The organism is Corallococcus sp. EGB, assembly GCF_019968905.1.
Taxonomy (GTDB): Bacteria; Myxococcota; Myxococcia; order Myxococcales; family Myxococcaceae; genus Corallococcus.
The window spans coordinates 4,163,491-4,177,940 of record NZ_CP079946.1 but is presented as its reverse complement, the minus strand read 5'-3'; the positions used below and the strand labels follow the sequence as shown (position 1 = coordinate 4,177,940).

Genomic DNA, 14,450 nt, shown 5'->3' with positions numbered 1-14,450 from the left:
GTGGGTTCCTCACGGGCGCTGGGAGAGGCGCCAGTTCTGGGGACGGCGCAGCGAATACTCGAAGGACACGGTGGACGTGCTGGAAGGCGGCACCACGAGGTCCCACCACAGCTCGCCCTTCTTCGGGTCCTGATGCGCGGCGGGCGTGGTGCGCAGCAGCCTCACCTCCACCTTTCCGTCCTGGTTGAGCGGCCACTGATCAACCACGCGCACTGGCATGGGGAACGGATAGGGATTGGGCACCTCCAGCGTGACTTCGTAGGTATTGATGTCGTCCTTGGAGATGAAGCCCTCCTGAGCCTGCACGAGCCTCACGCTGCGGGCCGTTCGCACAGCGAGGTCCACGCCGAGCGGCAGCGCGAATGGCTCGCCCGGAACGATGAGGTTCAGCGCCGTGGTGCCGGCCGGGTCCGTGCCGACGAAGAGGGTGGCCGGGCCTCCCGGGAGCACGGTGCGCGACGGGCTCTTGAGCTGCGCGACGAGGTACGCGTCCCTGGCGAGCGCGGGGAAGACGTGGCGCTCCACCTGCACGGGCCAGGACTCGTTGAGCAGCGGGACGGTGCGCTCTCCCCCGCCGCTGCGCACCGTCTCCGGTCGTTGTGCGGTATAGGCCAGGTCGTAGCCGCCGGCGAGCGAGGCGGGGAGGTCCGCGGCCAGCTTCGGCGGCTGCCAGCCCGCGGGCGGCGCGAGTCCCACGTAGGAATCCACGACGGGCTCGGGCTCGGAACTGCTGCCCGTGGAAAGCCCATCGACCACGTAGCCCGACTCGGGTGAGCGCTTGATGAACTCCGGCTCGGTGTTGACACCCGAGTGCGTGGAACCCACTTCGATTGTCGGCGTGGCGCTGATGACTTCAATCCGCTCATGCGACTCGGTGACGAGCTCCATGTTCACACGGATGGTGCGGTTGAGGCGCAGCTGCACGTCGGTCCGGGTATGAGGCCGGAACTGCTCCTTCTCAACCCGCAGGGTGTAGACACCCGGCGGAAGCTGGGAAATGCGGTAGTTGCCCTGTGCGTCCGTCACCACGGTCCGCTCGCCCTGGAGGTTGGGCGAGGTGGCGGTGACGACGGCGTCAGCAACAGGCTGCCGGCCCCGAGCGTCGGTGACACTCCCGATGAGGGTGCTCGCAGAGAAGGGCTCGACGTTCGTGGGAGGCTGCGCAATGGAGGACGGAGTCGGTGCGGACTTCGCCGGCTGGGGAACAGGAGCAGTCCGTCCCGCACGGGTGAGGAGCTCCCGGCGCAGCTCGAGCTCCAGGTCAGGCTCGGCCATGCGCGCAGGGAGGGACGGCGGCGTGCTGGGGGGCTCCCGCGGCCTGCTCGGCTCGGGGATGAAGCGCTCGACGGTGCCAATCTTCCAGGTGGAGAAGCGCGGCAGCGATGTGACGGTAGAGGGCAGCGCGGTGCTGAGCGTGAGCTTCGCGCCCTCCCAGTCTTCGCCCGTGTCCTGGCTGACGCGGCCGGAGAAGGCCATCAGCACGCGCTGCTGCTCCGGCTGGAGCTGCAACTCGTAGCGCGGGGACCAGCGCACGTGCCTCAAGACAAGGTAGGTGAGGTGCACCTTCGCGGGCCCCGTTCCGGAGAGGGTGACTGCGACTTCGAGACCGGGCTTTCGGGGCAGGTCTCCGAGCCGGGCTGCTTCTTCGAGCCGCCGCATGCGCTCGTCCTGGAGCCGGACGTGCTGGTCCCTCAGCACGAGCATGCGTGTCTGCAATGTCTCGGCTGCGTGCACGAGGAAGTCGGCGGAGGTGCTCCAGGTCGTGGGCGAAGAGGAGGCCCGTTCGCCCGCGGTGGCGCCGGTGCGAACCTCCGACGCCGCTGGCTGCACCTGACGAAGCGCGGCGAGTTGGGCCTCGAAGGCCAGCCGCTCGGACTCGACGCGCGCGAGGTCGCCGTCGAGCTTGTCCAGCATGCCGAGCAGCTGCTTCGCCGAGTCCAGAGGAAAGGACGGGGCGCTGGCGGGGCGGATGTCGACGGAGGAGACCTCGGCGCCCTGGGCCTCGACGCGGATGGAGTCCGGGTCCACGAAGTCCGGCAGGCGGGGCAGCTCCACGCGCTGGGTGCCGGAGACCGTGACGGTGGCGGTCCGCTCCACGCGAGCCCTGTCGCTGTACACCGTGACGGCGGTGATGGGAGCTTCCGTGGTGGCGGCGAGCATGCTCACCGCCACCCCTCCGAGTCCGAAGAAGAGCATGGCGCCACGGTATCCAGCGCCCCGCTCCCGTATCGTCATGGAATCATCATGGCGCGGGAATGGATGGCGCATTCCCGCGCGCGTCCGCGAATCAGCGCGGGGGTCGCAGAAAGGGGCGCTCCACAGACGGAGAAGGTGCTCCGCATTGTCGTGAAGCCACGCCCCTGACGATACCTGACAGGCCCTTGTCACTCCGGGCGGCTAGCTCCTCCCCCTCCACCCGTGCCGTCCTGGAGGTCCGTCTTGAAGCTCTACTTCCACCCCCTGTCTGGAAACTCGCGCCGCGTGCTGCTCGTGGCCGCCCACCTCGACATTCCCCTCGAGCGCATCGTGGTGGACCTCACCACGGGCAAGCAGCGCGAGGCGTCGTACCTGGGCATCAACCCCAACGGGCGCGTCCCCGTCCTGGACGACGGCGGCTTCCGGCTCTGGGAGTCGCGCGCCATCATGGTGTACCTCGCAGAGAAGACCCCGGGGCAGACCCTGCTCCCGACGGACGCGCAGGGCCGCGCCGACGTGAACCGCTGGCTGTTCTGGTGCTCGTCCCACATGGCCCCGGCGAACACCGTGCTCGTCCAGGAGAACTTCGTGAAGCAGCGCACCGGCCGCGGGCCGCCGGACCCCGCCGAGGTCGCGCGCGGTGAGGCCCTCTTCGCGCAGACCGCGCCCGTGCTGGACTCGCACCTGGCGGGCAGGACGTGGGTCACGCAGGAGCGCCTGACGCTCGCGGACCTCTCGATCGCGGCGTCGTTCGCCCTCGCGGGCCCGGCGCGCCTGCCCCTCGAAGGCTACGCGAACCTCCGGGCGTGGCTGGGGCGCGTGCAGGAGCTGGAGGCGTGGCAGCGCACCGCGCCCCCCATGCCTCCACCGGCCGCCCGGAGCTGAGCAGCCGCTCGCGGCGCTCCACCTGCCGCGCAGCTTTATCGCAGCGAGAGGTGACAGCACGCCCGGGCTCCGGTGTTTCGTTGATGTGCATCCGCCGCCTTCCTGCGGACCGAGGGCCTGGGCTGCCCTGGAAGGAAAGAGAACCATGCATCCATCACCCTCGTCGCCGACATCCATCTTTCGGGGAGCGTGGCGCCATCGCATCTCGTGGCGATCGACCCCGGCCGTGCTTGGACTCTGCATTCTCATCGGCTCTGGCTGTGGTGGAGACAAACACCAGGCCCCGGATGGCGCTGTGACTCCCCCGCAGTACACGCGAGTCGACAATGCGGACCTGGACGTCATGCCGGGCGTGTACCCCAACGCCGTGCATGGCTCGGACACGGGCGATCTCGAGGTCGCCGTGCTTTGCTCCGAAGCAGCGGTGGATGTCACCACCCTCGACCCCGCCACGGTGGTTCTCACGAATCCCGGAGGGACCGGGACGGTGCGGGCGCGAGGACCGGGCGCGGTGCGGGACGTGAATGGTGACGGCTGCCTGGATGCACTCTTCAGCTTCCCCCTGCCGGCGCTGCGCGAGGCGGGCGTGTTGACCCGGGAGACCACCCGGGTCCTCTTCGATGCGAGGACCCGGAGCGGCGTCGGCGTCTTCGCGCAGGATGGTGTGCACGACGCCAGCCATTCCGTGGTGGAGATTCCTGTCCCCACCGGGCCCTACGCGGTAGGCACGACAGCGTTCACCTGGACGGACCCGACGCGTGACGAGACGTTCACCGCGACCCCCGACGACCGCCGTGCGGTGCAGGTGCGGCTCTGGTATCCCGCGCGCCGGATGTCGCAGGCGCAGCCGGCGCCCTACTTCCTCAACCCGTACGAGGGCGAGCTGCTGGCCGCCTCCCAGGAGTATCCGCCGCAGCTGTTCGGGTTCTTCTTTGCCCACGCCGTGCGCGATGCCCCCATGGCGGAGGGCTCCGAGCGCTTCCCTGTGCTGTTGTTCTCGCCTGGCTATGGCACCGGGACGGCGCTCTACAGCGGCCCGGCCGAGGAGTTGGCGAGCCAGGGCTATGTGGTGGCGGCCATCTCCCATCCCTTCACGGGCGGTCCCGTGGTGTTCCCTGACGGCCGGGTGGTGCTCCACACCGTCGAGATCTCTCCTGTCGACTCAGCCCAGAACGCCTCCATCCAGGGCGTCTGGACTGGGGATGCTCGGTTCGTGCTCGACCAACTGGAAGAGCTGGGCGCCGAGGCGTCGGGGAGCCGCTTCGCCGGCCGATTCGAATTTTCGCGAGTGGGCATGTTCGGTCACTCCTTCGGAGGCTCGACCGCGGCCGATGCCTGTCGCACGGATGAGCGATTCAAGGCGGGCCTCAACATGGACGGGACCTTCCACGGGGACATGGACGCCGAGGTTCACGTCCCGTTTCTGTTGATGAACAGCGATGGCACGGGTGCGGACCCCACGCGGGCCACCTTCTTCCAAAAGCTGCGCGCCACGGGCTACGAGGCGAGCATCCACGGCACCGGGCATTTCAGCTTCAGTGACCTCGCCATCGCCCTGCCGCTGGTGCGGACCTATGCCCCCCAGGTGACCGGCCCGGACCTCGGTCTTGGGAGCATGGATGGCGCGCGCACGGTGCCCTTGACTGCCACGTACCTGCGGGCCTTCTTCGACAAGCACCTGCGCGATCGCCCCACCCCACTCCTGGACGGCCCCTCGCCGGAGTTTCCGGAAGTGGACCTGGTCGTCCACCGCCCCTGACGACTCCCGCCTGTCCCCACCCGAAACCTCACTCCAGAAACGGGAGGACAATTGTTGAGGGGGCGGCCTCGGGATAGACGTCTTCGACGGCGAAGGAGGAATGAATGTCGAATCGAACCGTCTCCCGAAGGGCGTTGCTCCAAGGTGCGCTGGTGGCAGTGGCATTCAATCCCATGAGCCGGAGTTGGGCCTCCACGCTGGAGGCTGGCGCGGTCCCCCTGCCGCCGCTCGATGGCGAGTTGCTGATGGACGCGGCGTCGCGGACCGCGGCCGCGGAGGACTTCGGTCACATCCTCCACCGCACGCCGTGGGCGGTGCTCGTTCCCGGCTCGGTGACGGACATCGTGGCCATGGTCCGCTTCGCGCGGCGCCAGGGCCTGAAGATCGCCGCCGCTCGCGGCCTCGGTGAGAGCCACAGCACCTTCGGGCAATCCCAGGTGACGGCGGGCATCGTCATCGACATGTCCGCGCTGTCGACCCTCCATGAGCTTGGCGAGGACAGCGCCTGGGTGGATGCGGGCGTCCGGTGGCACGAGCTGCTCCAGGCCTCGCTTCCCCGCGGCAAGAGCCCGCCGGTGCTGACCGACTACATCGAGCTGAGCATCGGAGGAACGCTGTCGGCGGGGGGCATCGGCGGACAGGCGTTTCGCTGGGGCCTCCAGGTGGACAACGTCCTGGAAATGGACGTCGTCACGGGCCGGGGCGAGCTCGTGCGGTGCTCGCGCTGGCGTGAGCGGCCCCTCTTCGATGCCGTGCGCTCGGGCCTGGGCCAGTTCGGCATCATCGTGCGAGCCAGGGTGCGGCTCGTCGAAGTGCCGCCCCGCGCCCGGACTTACATCGCGCTGTACAACGACCTCCACCGCTTCATGGAGGACCAGCGGCGGCTCATCGAGGACGGCCGCTTCGACTACGTCGAGGGCTCCGCCGTCGCCTCCAACGGAGGGTGGGCGTATCAGCTCGAGGTGGTGAAGTACTTCACCCCGGGCTCGGAGCCCCACGACGCGAGACTGCTCGCCGGCCTGGGCTTTGAGCCGGGAACGCTCCAGGTCAGCGACGGCAGCTACTTCGACTTCGCCAACCGGCTCGCGCCGCTGATTGAGCTGCTCAAGCAACTCGGCGTCTGGGGTTTCCCCCATCCGTGGCTGGACATGTTCGTCCCGGCCCGGTCAGCCGAGTCCTTCGTCCAGGAGGTCCTCTCGCAGACCACCGAGGCCGACATGGGCCAGGGGCCCATCCTCCTCTACCCCTTCCGCTCCTCGGAGCTGACCACGCCCTTCCTGCGCACTCCCAACGACAGACACGTCTTCCTCTTCTCGCTGCTGCGCACCGCCATTCCACCGACGCCGGAGAACGTCGCCGCCCTCGTGCGGAAGAACCGCGCCATCTTCGACCGGCTCACGGCCATCGGAGGGAAGATCTATCCCGTGGATGCCGTGCCGTTGAGCCCCGCCGACTGGCGCCGCCACTTCCACCCCGACTGGGAGCGGTTCGAGCACGCGAAGCGGAACTACGACCCGGACCGCGTCCTCACGCCGGGACAGGGCATCTTCTGATCACGGTGCGCCCAGGGCCTGGACGACCAGGACATCCAGCTCGATGACATCGCCAGGGGAACCTTCAGCGCCAGTCACATCCACGGAGACCCGCTCCGTTCCGGCCGGAGCCGTCAGCTCGCGAGCGGTCCGGCCCCACTGCCCGGAGAGCACGGGGCTCGAGAGCGTCTCCGCCTGCAGTTCCCGGCCGCCCGAGTCACGCCAACTGACCCGCATCTCGGCGACCAGTGAGCGCCCCGGCGTCCCACGTGCCCAGAAAGAGGCACGGTGGGCCCCTGGCGATGCCGCGAACCCCGGCCAGTTGTCGAGGTGGACACCCCAGCCGTAGGGCTCGGTCACCTCCACGCGCATGCCCGCATCGCCCTCTCTCGCGGCGGTGGGCGCCCTCGAAACGGTGACCGAGAACCACGCACTCCAGGCTCCGAGCCCCGTCTCCAGGGAGGACGTCTCGGCGTCGAGCAGGTTGGAGGTCGGGGAATGGTCGATGATGGCGGGCTCGCAGGCGGTCAGCGCCGCTGCCAGCAACAGCTTGCTCCAGCGCCCCGGTTTCATCGCGCGGTCTCGCGTTCCCGGCCCTCACAGGACAGCAGCCCACGGGCACGCTGGACCGCCTCCGCGTAGTGCCCGCGCCGGAACTGCTGTTCGTGCCGGGTCCAGTGGGCGCAGGCGCGCTGCGCGTCCTTGAGCTGGTACGTCAGCAACGAGCCCAGCTCGAAGCTGAGGCGCTCCCGCGTCGCCACTGGCTGCTTGCGCATCGACTCCTCGAGGTACCTCGCCGCCTGCTCGAACTCGTGCCGACCGCGAAGGACCTCCAGCTCTCGCAAGACGTCTTCCGCGCTCGGAGCACGAACCGGTGTGGAGGGAACGCGGGAGGGAGCCGCCTTCGTGCTGGGCGTCACCAGGGGCTGGGGCGATTCCGGCGCGGGAGGCGCTGGCTCGCGAAGGGCGGGCTCGGCCACCGGCCACTCCAACGTCTGCCCCACCCTCACGGGAATCACCCCTCCGCCGCGCTGACGGAAGGCAATGGCGCCTTCGTGCAGGGTGACCGCGCCTCCCGACTCCCGCTCCTCCACCGTGAAGCGCGTGCCCATGATCTCGATGGCGCCGCCTGACACGAGCACGACGGCAGGGGGCGTACCCGGCTGGCGGTGATTCACGGAGAACTCCGCGCGCCCCCGGACGAGTCGCACCCCAGCGGGTTCACGGCGAACGACGAGCGGCCCCTGGTTCCGGAGGGTGATGCCTCGGGCCACGTCCATCAGGGCGGCCTCTCCCACTTGAATCTCCACACCCGCGGCGTCTTCCCGCACCTTCAGGTCGGCACTGGCCCGCGCGAGCTCGAATCCCCCCAAGGGACGTGCGGAGGGAGCGCGCATCCAGAACACCACGAGGGCCAGCGCCACGGCCGACGCGGCGAGTCCCCAGAACGCGGGGCGTTGGTGCCACACGCGCTTCGGCTCGCGTGCGTCCCGCAGCCGCGACCACAGCCGGGCCCGGACGGCAGGTGGCATCCCCTGCTCGCGGCGGAGCGGGTCTTCACGCCGGAGCTCTGCGCGGAAGTCACGGGGAGCCATCGTCCACCTTCCATCCCCAGGCCGACAGACGGCCCTGGGCGCGGCTGATCAACTTCGACACGTAGCCCTCTGACAGGGAGAGGAGCTGGGCAATCTCGCGCTGGCTCAGGTCGTCCAGGATCTTCAATGCCATCACCACCCGCTCCTGCCCCGGCAAGCGGTCCAGCGTCGCCGTGGCGCTGCGCACCGCCTCTTGCCGCGCGAGGGCCGTCTCCGGCGTGGACTCCGCCTGCGCGGGTTGCACCGGAGACCAGAGGTCGGCGATGCGCTGCCGAAACGTCCTTTCGCGCCGCAGGGCGGAGAACGCCACGTTCTGCGTGACGCGAAAGAGCCAGCCCCTCACATCCTCCTCGCGCAGCCAGGCCCGGTGCTCCCAGGCCTTGAGGAAGACATCATGTGTGACGTCTTCGGCCCAGCCCGAACGACCGGCCGCATATCGCATGGCCCAGACGTAGACGTCCTCGGCGTGCTCCTCGTAGAGCGTGTCGAATGACACAGGCCGGGCAGGCAGGGCGGGCGGGGCCTTGGAGTGGAGAGCACGCGACATCCATCACCTGAGGACCTACGATTGAAGCCGGAGAAACTTTCCTCGAAGGTTACTGCCCCCAGGAAAGCTGAACGCCGGTTTCGAGCCTCGCGCCTCCCCGCGACCACAGCGTCACGCCCTCGCTCACATGCGTCACGGGCCGCAGCAGCCCCAGGGCCACGCGCAACTCCGTCGCGAGACGCTCGGTGAACCGCCACCGGAGCTTCATCCGGGCCCAGCCCGCGGGAGACACCTGGGTACCGGTCTGGCTCGACACCCAGGCGTCCTTGAGCCGGAAGGCGTGGACGACGAGGCCCCCGCCCACCGCAGGTTCGAGCTGAAGGCGCTCCGCCACGGAGCGCCGATAACTGAAGAAGGCGCCGCCTTGTGCCTCGAACACGGTCAGCGCCGCTTCGCGGGACACCCCGAGCCCCGCCTCCGCCTCCAGGCCGAATGACTCCAAGCCACGCCTCGCGGAGAGCAGCAGGTGTGGATCCGCCCCGGGTCCACGCCAGAGCGTCCCCAGCCCCAGGCCCAGGTCCAGTTCGGGGCGCCGTGGGGCGGAGGTCACCTCCACGGGAGGCGGGAGCACGGGCTCGGGCTTGGGCTCGGGCAGGGGTGGCTCCGGCTGGGGCTGCACCGCCCGCGTCATCTCAGAGAGCTTCTGTGCGACTTCCAGATGAAGCTCCGCGATGGAACCCCGCCCCACTCGAACGCCCTGTTCGACCCGTTGCCGCGGCCCGGCGGCCTCGAGCCACAGCCCTTCGGGAGTGCGGCTTGCGCGCAGTCGAAGCTGCGCCGGACTCCGTGGAGAGACGACCGCGAAGCCCTCCTGGATCAGCCGCAGGGCCACCTTTCGCTCCAGCTCCACTCCGTCCCACCGCCGGTAGTCCTGTTCGGAAAGGGAGCCAAGGTCGAAGGACACCGACACCGCCGGGGCCTGGGTCAGGACGACGAGGGAGAGCGCGCAGAGCAGAGCGGTCATGCGGTGGTGGCGAGAGTACCGTCGCCCGTGGCGCTCCGGGCAGGAAAGTATTTCCGGCCACGCGCGTAGCCAGGGTCATGACGCTTCCCCGCTACACGAGCATCCTGCTTCTCTGCGCTGGCGCGGTCGCCTGTGACGGCACCATCGGGCCTGGCCGGCACACCGGTGGAGACGATCCCCCGCCGCCGGCCGAGACCGGCTCCGTCCGTCCGGCGCCAGCGAGGTTCTCCTGCGACGCGAACGCCGTCCCCTCGGAGCTGCCGTTGCCCCGGCTGTCCCGGACGCAGCTGATGAACTCGCTTCGCTTCGCCATTGCCCGTGCGCTGCCGAACGAGGCCGACGCCCTGTGGACGAAGCTCACGCCCATCCTCGCCCGGTACCCGACGGACCAGCGCACTCCCGCGCCCGGTGACTTGAAGGGCGGCTTCAGCCGGCTGGACCAATCCATCCAGCAGACCCAGATCGACGTCATGTATGACCTGGGCAAGGCCGTAGCCCAGGAGCTGACCAGCACCGACGCGCGCCGCGACGCGCTCCTGGGAAGCTGCGCGAGCGACAGCCAGACCGCCAACGACCGGGCCTGCCTGGAGACCTTCATCCGGGGCTGGGGCTCTCGCGTCCTGCGCTACCCACTGCCGCCGGCGGAGGTCACCGCCTTCGCCGACATTGCCGGGTCCACCCCGGTGGACAGGGCCGCGGTGGCGGACGTCATCACCACCCTCCTGAACTCACCCTGGTTCCTCTACCGGGTCGAGCATGGCACCACCGCCGGCCAGCCGGTGAGTCCCCTCTCCGCGTTCGAGCTGGCCTCGAGGCTGTCCTATCAATTCTGGCAGGCGCCCCCGGACGACGCGCTCTGGGCCGCGGCGACCGATGGCTCGCTCCTGACCGAGAGCGGCTTCAACGCCCAGCTCGACCGGATGATGAAGAGTCCCCAGTTGCGAAGCTCGCTGGACGAATTCGTCAGCGAGTGGCTTCGGCTCGAGGAGCTGCCGTCGCTGGTGGCGCTCCGGAACGACCCGGTCTACCAGGCCTTCGTCGGAGCGCAGATGCCAACGGACACCACGCGCACCGCGATGTTCGAGGACGTCCAGCTCTCCGCCTGGAACACCGTCGTGTCCGGTGGCTCGGTCAGCGACTTCCTGCTCGACCGGAGGTCCTACACGGCGGATCCGTTCCTGGCCGCCATCTACGGTGTCCCCGTCTGGAACGGCTCCGGTCCGGCGCCGGTCATCCCGTCCCAGAACCGCAGCGGACTCTTGACCCGCGCGGCGTTGCTGGCCACGGGGACCGCGTCGACACGTCCCATCCACAAGGGATACCTGGTGAGAAACGCCCTGCTCTGCCAGCAGGTCGGGGCCCCTCCGCCCAATGCCAGCGACAGGCCTCCCGCGCCGACGGCGAGCATGACGACGCGACAGGTGGTGACCCAGCTCACCTCCGGAGGCAGCTGCGGGGGATGCCACAACAACACCATCAATCCACCGGGCTTCGTCCTGGAAGGGTTCGATGCGCTCGGGCGGGAGCGCGGCATGGAGCGGCTGTTCAACCCGCAGGGCCACGAGACCGCCACGCCCCCCGTGGACACCTCGGCGGACGTGTGGCTCTACGACTCCGAGCAGCGAGCCATCTCCAACGCCGCGGAGCTCTCGCGGATGATCCATGACAGCCAGCTCTTCGGGTCGTGCGTCGCGCAACACTACTTCCGCTTCGCGCACGCTCGGGTGGAGTCCACCTCCCGCGATGGCTGCCTGCTCTCGGAGATGGAGGCTGTCGCGCGCAGCGGCGCACCGATGGCCGACCTGTTGAAGACCGTCGCCAATCATCCTGCGTTCAAGCAGAGGAGCTTCCAGTGAGCAACGCCCCCATCTTCCAATTGAATCGCCGCATGTTCCTGCGCGGCGCGGGCGGTGCCGTGCTGGCGTTGCCGCTGCTCCCCTCGCTCTTGAGCCCCCGCGAAGCGAAGGCCCAGGCCGCTCAGCGCCCGAAGTGCTTCGTGCACTTCCGTACCCCCCACGGCGCCATCTTTGGCGCGAACATGTGGCCGGGGGACTCGGCGCTGACGCAGTCCCTGCTCTATGCGGACCACGACGTCCGGCGGGGGGACCTGACCGCGACGGCCAACGCGAGCGGTGATGCGGTCATCAGCCGGGTGCTGACCGCGAGGTCGTCCGTGCTCACACCCACGCTCGTCTCGAAGATGAACATCCTGCGGGGACTCGACTTCCCCCTGTACATGGGTCACAACTTCGGCGCCGCGCTGGGCTACTACGACTTCGACAAGCAGCGGCCTGGCTCGCCCCGGGCGACCATCGATCAGGTGATGGCCTACTCACCGGCCTTCTACCCAAGCGTCGCCTCCGTCCGGAAGCGAAGCGTCGCCATCGCCGCCTCGGGCAGCTCGAGCGGCAGCTGGGGGCACAGCACGCCCGGGGTTCGATCCTCCGGGGTCGCTTCGAGCTCCATCAGCGGCACGGAGAGCTCACTCGCCCTCTTTGACACCTTGCTGGCCGGGACCAGCAGCCCCGGCACCGCGCGGGCCCCCGTGGTGGACAAGGTCCTCGAAAGCTACCGGCGGCTGCGCAACGGCAACGGCCGGCTCTCGGCCGAGGACAGGAAGCGGCTGGACCAGCACATCGACGCGGTCGCGGAGCTGCAGCGCCGGCTGGAGACCACCAGCGCCGGCTGCGAGGTGCCGTCCCGTCCCACCACCGACAACCTGTCGCTGCGGAACTCCGGCTCCTTCGCGGGAGACCCCGCGAAGAACGTCGAGTACTTCCGGCTCATCAACGAGGTGCTCGCCGTGGCGATGAACTGCGGCGTCTGTCGCATCGCCACCTTCAGCATCGACGAGAACAACCAGAACCTGACGTTCACCCCCCGCGCGCCTCAGGGGGAAGACTGGCACAACAACGTCGTTCACCCCGCGACCGTGGCCGGGGCGAACCAGGACCTGGTGGTCCAGTTCAACCAGGTCTTCTTCTCGCAAGTGTTCCTCGACCTCGTCTCCCGCTTCGAGCGGTTCTCGAACGGCGCGGGGGGAACCCTGCTGGATGATTCGCTGCTCGCGTGGGGGCAGGAGAACGGCAACACGCCCCACTTCTCCTTCTCGGTCCCGGTCGTGACCGCCGGGAGCGCGGGGGGCGCCCTCAAGACGGGCAGCTACTGCGACTACCGGAACATCACGCGCAAGGTGAGCGGCGACTCGAGCACGGGCAGCGAGGGCAACTTTCTGTGGTCCGGCCTCCTCTACAACCAGTGGCTCGGCACGGCGCTCCAGGCGATGGGCATTCCGAAAGCGGAATGGAGCGAACCCGACCACCCCGGCTACGGCTGGAAGGCGTCGTACCAGTCGACCTACGAGTACTTCTTCACGAACCAGGGCTTCACCTCGGCACAGGCCTATCCGGCATCAATGTGGCAGAAGACCGGGGAGCTGCTGCCGTTCCTCGCGCCCTGACCGAGCGTGTCGTGAGGCACGGGAGGCCAGCGCGAACAGGACGTTCCAGCGAGGGTTCCTGTCGCCCAGTTGGAGCGTCACCGTGGGGTTCAAGAACATGATGACGTGACCTCAAGAGGTGGCCTTCTGGGGACGCAGCAGCGCGGCGGCCAGCACGACTCCGTAGACCGCCGCGCTCCCATGGACCGCGAGCGCGAAAGCCAGTGAGGCGCCGCCATGCATCACGGTCAGCGCGTCCACGGTGGGCATCACGATGCAGGCGAGGACGAAGACGCCCGCGGCCTGCCGCTGTCGGATGGCCACCAGGGCGACCATCGCCAGTGCCACGCAGAGGTCCCTGCCCGCCTTGACGTACAGCCAGGGGATGACCTCGTGCCCGGAGTCGGGCAGCCCGAAGCCCCTGGCCGCGCTGATCGGATCCATCGCGGCCCGGAGGCTGAGGAACAGCATGAAGGCGCCCAGCAGCAAGGTGAACAAGGCCGTGGGAGAGGTGAGCTTCCAGGGCAACCGTGAGGGGTTCGGGTTCATGGGGTCTCCAGCTGAAGCGCGGGTGTCATTCATGTCTGTGAATGTGACGTTCAGGCCCCGCAGATGCCATTCTCGGACGGCGCAACCTTTTGTCTGAAACGCTCACGGCACGAGCGATGGGGACAGCCCGCTGCTAGCCTCGCGGGCATGGACCTCTCGCATCCCTCCGACCTGCTGGGGCAGCTCCTCGAGCGAACCCGTCTGCGAGGGCAGCTCTACTGCCGCACCGTGGCGCGGGCCCCCTGGGGCTGCGCTTTGCTCCCACGGCCTCGGCGACCCTGCATCTGGTCATCGCGGGCTCCTGTCACCTCACGCAGGGCCGTGACGCCGTCGCGCTGGGGCAAGGGGACGTCGTGCTGCTGCCGCGCGGTGATGGGCATGCCGTGGCGGACTCGCTCCGCAGCCCCAAGCTGAAGGTGGAGGAGTGGCTGGCGACACGAGGTGAAGGAACCACCTCGTATGCGCTGGGCGGGGACGGCGTGGAGTCGCGGCTGCGCTGCGGCTTCTTCACGTTCGACGAGCCAGGGGCTCATCCCGTGTTGCGGCTGCTTCCCGAGCGGGTCCACCTGCGGGGGGCCTCCGAGGACGCGCGTGCCCTGTTGCCCACGGTGTCGCTGCTCGAACGGGAGTACGAACGGGGAGAGCGAGGCGCCTCCGTCATCGTCTCCCGGTGGCTCGAGATCCTCCTGGTGCAGGTGCTTCGTGCCTGGGCGGACGCGCAGCCGCCGGGCGGCGCGGGCTGGTTGGGCGCGCTCGGCGACCGGACGCTCGCCACCGCCCTGGGCTGGATGCACGCGGAGCCGGGGCGGAGTTGGACCGTGAGTGAGCTGGCGCGGCGCTCGGGGACCTCGCGGACGACGCTCGCGCGGCGCTTCGCGAGCGAGGTGGGCGTGGCGCCTCATGAGTACCTCACACGGCTTCGCATGCAGGAGGCCGCGCATCCTCTCGCGATGGGACCCAACAGCCCCAACCCCGGGCGCTTCA

General features: G+C 69.2%; 11 protein-coding genes and 1 pseudogene. 6 read left to right on the top strand and 6 right to left on the bottom strand.

Annotated elements, in window-relative coordinates:
- Positions 1-9: 9 nt before the first annotated feature.
- Positions 10-2,196, bottom strand: a complete 2,187-nt coding sequence (locus KYK13_RS17590) for a mucoidy inhibitor MuiA family protein (protein ID WP_223645770.1) — start codon at positions 2,194-2,196, stop codon at positions 10-12.
- 243 nt (positions 2,197-2,439) lie between these two features.
- Between KYK13_RS17590 and KYK13_RS17585 the strand changes: the two genes are divergently transcribed.
- The 3 genes from KYK13_RS17585 to KYK13_RS17575 all read left to right on the top strand — a co-directional run bounded on the left by KYK13_RS17585 (position 2,440) and on the right by KYK13_RS17575 (position 6,393).
- A complete protein-coding gene (locus tag KYK13_RS17585; protein ID WP_255654296.1) occupies positions 2,440-3,081 on the top strand; it encodes a glutathione S-transferase family protein in 642 nt (213 codons plus the stop codon).
- Positions 3,082-3,376: 295 nt separating this feature from the next.
- Positions 3,377-4,840 (top strand): hypothetical protein, encoded by a 1,464-nt coding sequence (locus KYK13_RS17580; protein ID WP_223645768.1) that lies wholly within the window; start codon positions 3,377-3,379, stop codon positions 4,838-4,840.
- Between the two features lie 173 nt (positions 4,841-5,013).
- Positions 5,014-6,393 carry an FAD-binding protein gene (locus KYK13_RS17575; protein ID WP_223645767.1) on the top strand — a complete coding sequence of 460 codons (1,380 nt, stop codon included), beginning with the start codon at positions 5,014-5,016 and terminating at the stop codon, positions 6,391-6,393.
- On the opposite strand, the gene KYK13_RS17570 is transcribed toward KYK13_RS17575, so the two are convergent.
- From KYK13_RS17570 to KYK13_RS17555, 4 genes are read right to left on the bottom strand one after another with little or no spacing between them, the layout of a single operon-like run.
- The gene (locus KYK13_RS17570) at positions 6,394-6,945 is read right to left on the bottom strand and encodes a hypothetical protein (protein ID WP_223645766.1); all 552 of its coding nucleotides are present in this window, start codon (positions 6,943-6,945) and stop codon (positions 6,394-6,396) included. It abuts the gene before it with no gap.
- The gene (locus tag KYK13_RS17565) at positions 6,942-7,967 is read right to left on the bottom strand and encodes a FecR domain-containing protein (protein ID WP_223645765.1); all 1,026 of its coding nucleotides are present in this window, start codon (positions 7,965-7,967) and stop codon (positions 6,942-6,944) included. Before KYK13_RS17565 ends, KYK13_RS17570 begins: the two co-directional genes overlap by 4 nt.
- Complete coding sequence (locus tag KYK13_RS17560) at positions 7,954-8,514, bottom strand: RNA polymerase sigma factor (protein WP_223645763.1); 561 nt, start codon at positions 8,512-8,514, stop codon at positions 7,954-7,956. Before KYK13_RS17560 ends, KYK13_RS17565 begins: the two co-directional genes overlap by 14 nt.
- A gap of 49 nt (positions 8,515-8,563) precedes the next feature.
- Complete coding sequence (locus KYK13_RS17555) at positions 8,564-9,478, bottom strand: hypothetical protein (RefSeq protein ID WP_223645761.1); 915 nt, start codon at positions 9,476-9,478, stop codon at positions 8,564-8,566.
- Positions 9,479-9,555: 77 nt separating this feature from the next.
- Here KYK13_RS17555 and KYK13_RS17550 point away from each other — a divergent pair, with 77 nt between their 5' ends.
- Entirely contained in the window at positions 9,556-11,334 is a 1,779-nt protein-coding gene (locus KYK13_RS17550; protein WP_223645759.1) for a DUF1592 domain-containing protein, read from the top strand.
- A complete protein-coding gene (locus tag KYK13_RS17545; RefSeq protein ID WP_223645757.1) occupies positions 11,331-12,938 on the top strand; it encodes a DUF1552 domain-containing protein in 1,608 nt (535 codons plus the stop codon). The genes KYK13_RS17550 and KYK13_RS17545 overlap by 4 nt, the downstream gene beginning before the upstream one ends.
- Positions 12,939-13,049: 111 nt before the next feature.
- Here the strand turns inward: KYK13_RS17545 and KYK13_RS17540 are convergent, their stop codons facing one another.
- On the bottom strand, positions 13,050-13,466 hold the full coding sequence (locus KYK13_RS17540) for a DUF4267 domain-containing protein (RefSeq protein ID WP_223645755.1): 417 nt from the start codon (positions 13,464-13,466) through the stop codon (positions 13,050-13,052).
- Positions 13,467-13,684: 218 nt separating this feature from the next.
- Here KYK13_RS17540 and KYK13_RS39335 point away from each other — a divergent pair.
- Positions 13,685-14,359, top strand: a pseudogene (locus KYK13_RS39335) (cupin domain-containing protein); the annotation flags it as partial.
- Between the last annotated feature and the right edge of the window lie 91 nt (positions 14,360-14,450).

Coding starts and splice junctions, on each gene's coding strand:
- KYK13_RS17590 (WP_223645770.1), bottom strand. CDS start 2,196: ATGCTCTTCTTCGGACTCGGAGGGGTGGCGGTGAGCATGCTCGCCGCC.
- KYK13_RS17575 (WP_223645767.1), top strand. CDS start 5,014: ATGAGCCGGAGTTGGGCCTCCACGCTGGAGGCTGGCGCGGTCCCCCTG.
- KYK13_RS17570 (WP_223645766.1), bottom strand. CDS start 6,945: ATGAAACCGGGGCGCTGGAGCAAGCTGTTGCTGGCAGCGGCGCTGACC.
- KYK13_RS17565 (WP_223645765.1), bottom strand. CDS start 7,967: ATGGCTCCCCGTGACTTCCGCGCAGAGCTCCGGCGTGAAGACCCGCTC.
- KYK13_RS17560 (WP_223645763.1), bottom strand. CDS start 8,514: ATGTCGCGTGCTCTCCACTCCAAGGCCCCGCCCGCCCTGCCTGCCCGG.
- KYK13_RS17555 (WP_223645761.1), bottom strand. CDS start 9,478: ATGACCGCTCTGCTCTGCGCGCTCTCCCTCGTCGTCCTGACCCAGGCC.
- KYK13_RS17550 (WP_223645759.1), top strand. CDS start 9,556: ATGACGCTTCCCCGCTACACGAGCATCCTGCTTCTCTGCGCTGGCGCG.
- KYK13_RS17540 (WP_223645755.1), bottom strand. CDS start 13,466: ATGAACCCGAACCCCTCACGGTTGCCCTGGAAGCTCACCTCTCCCACG.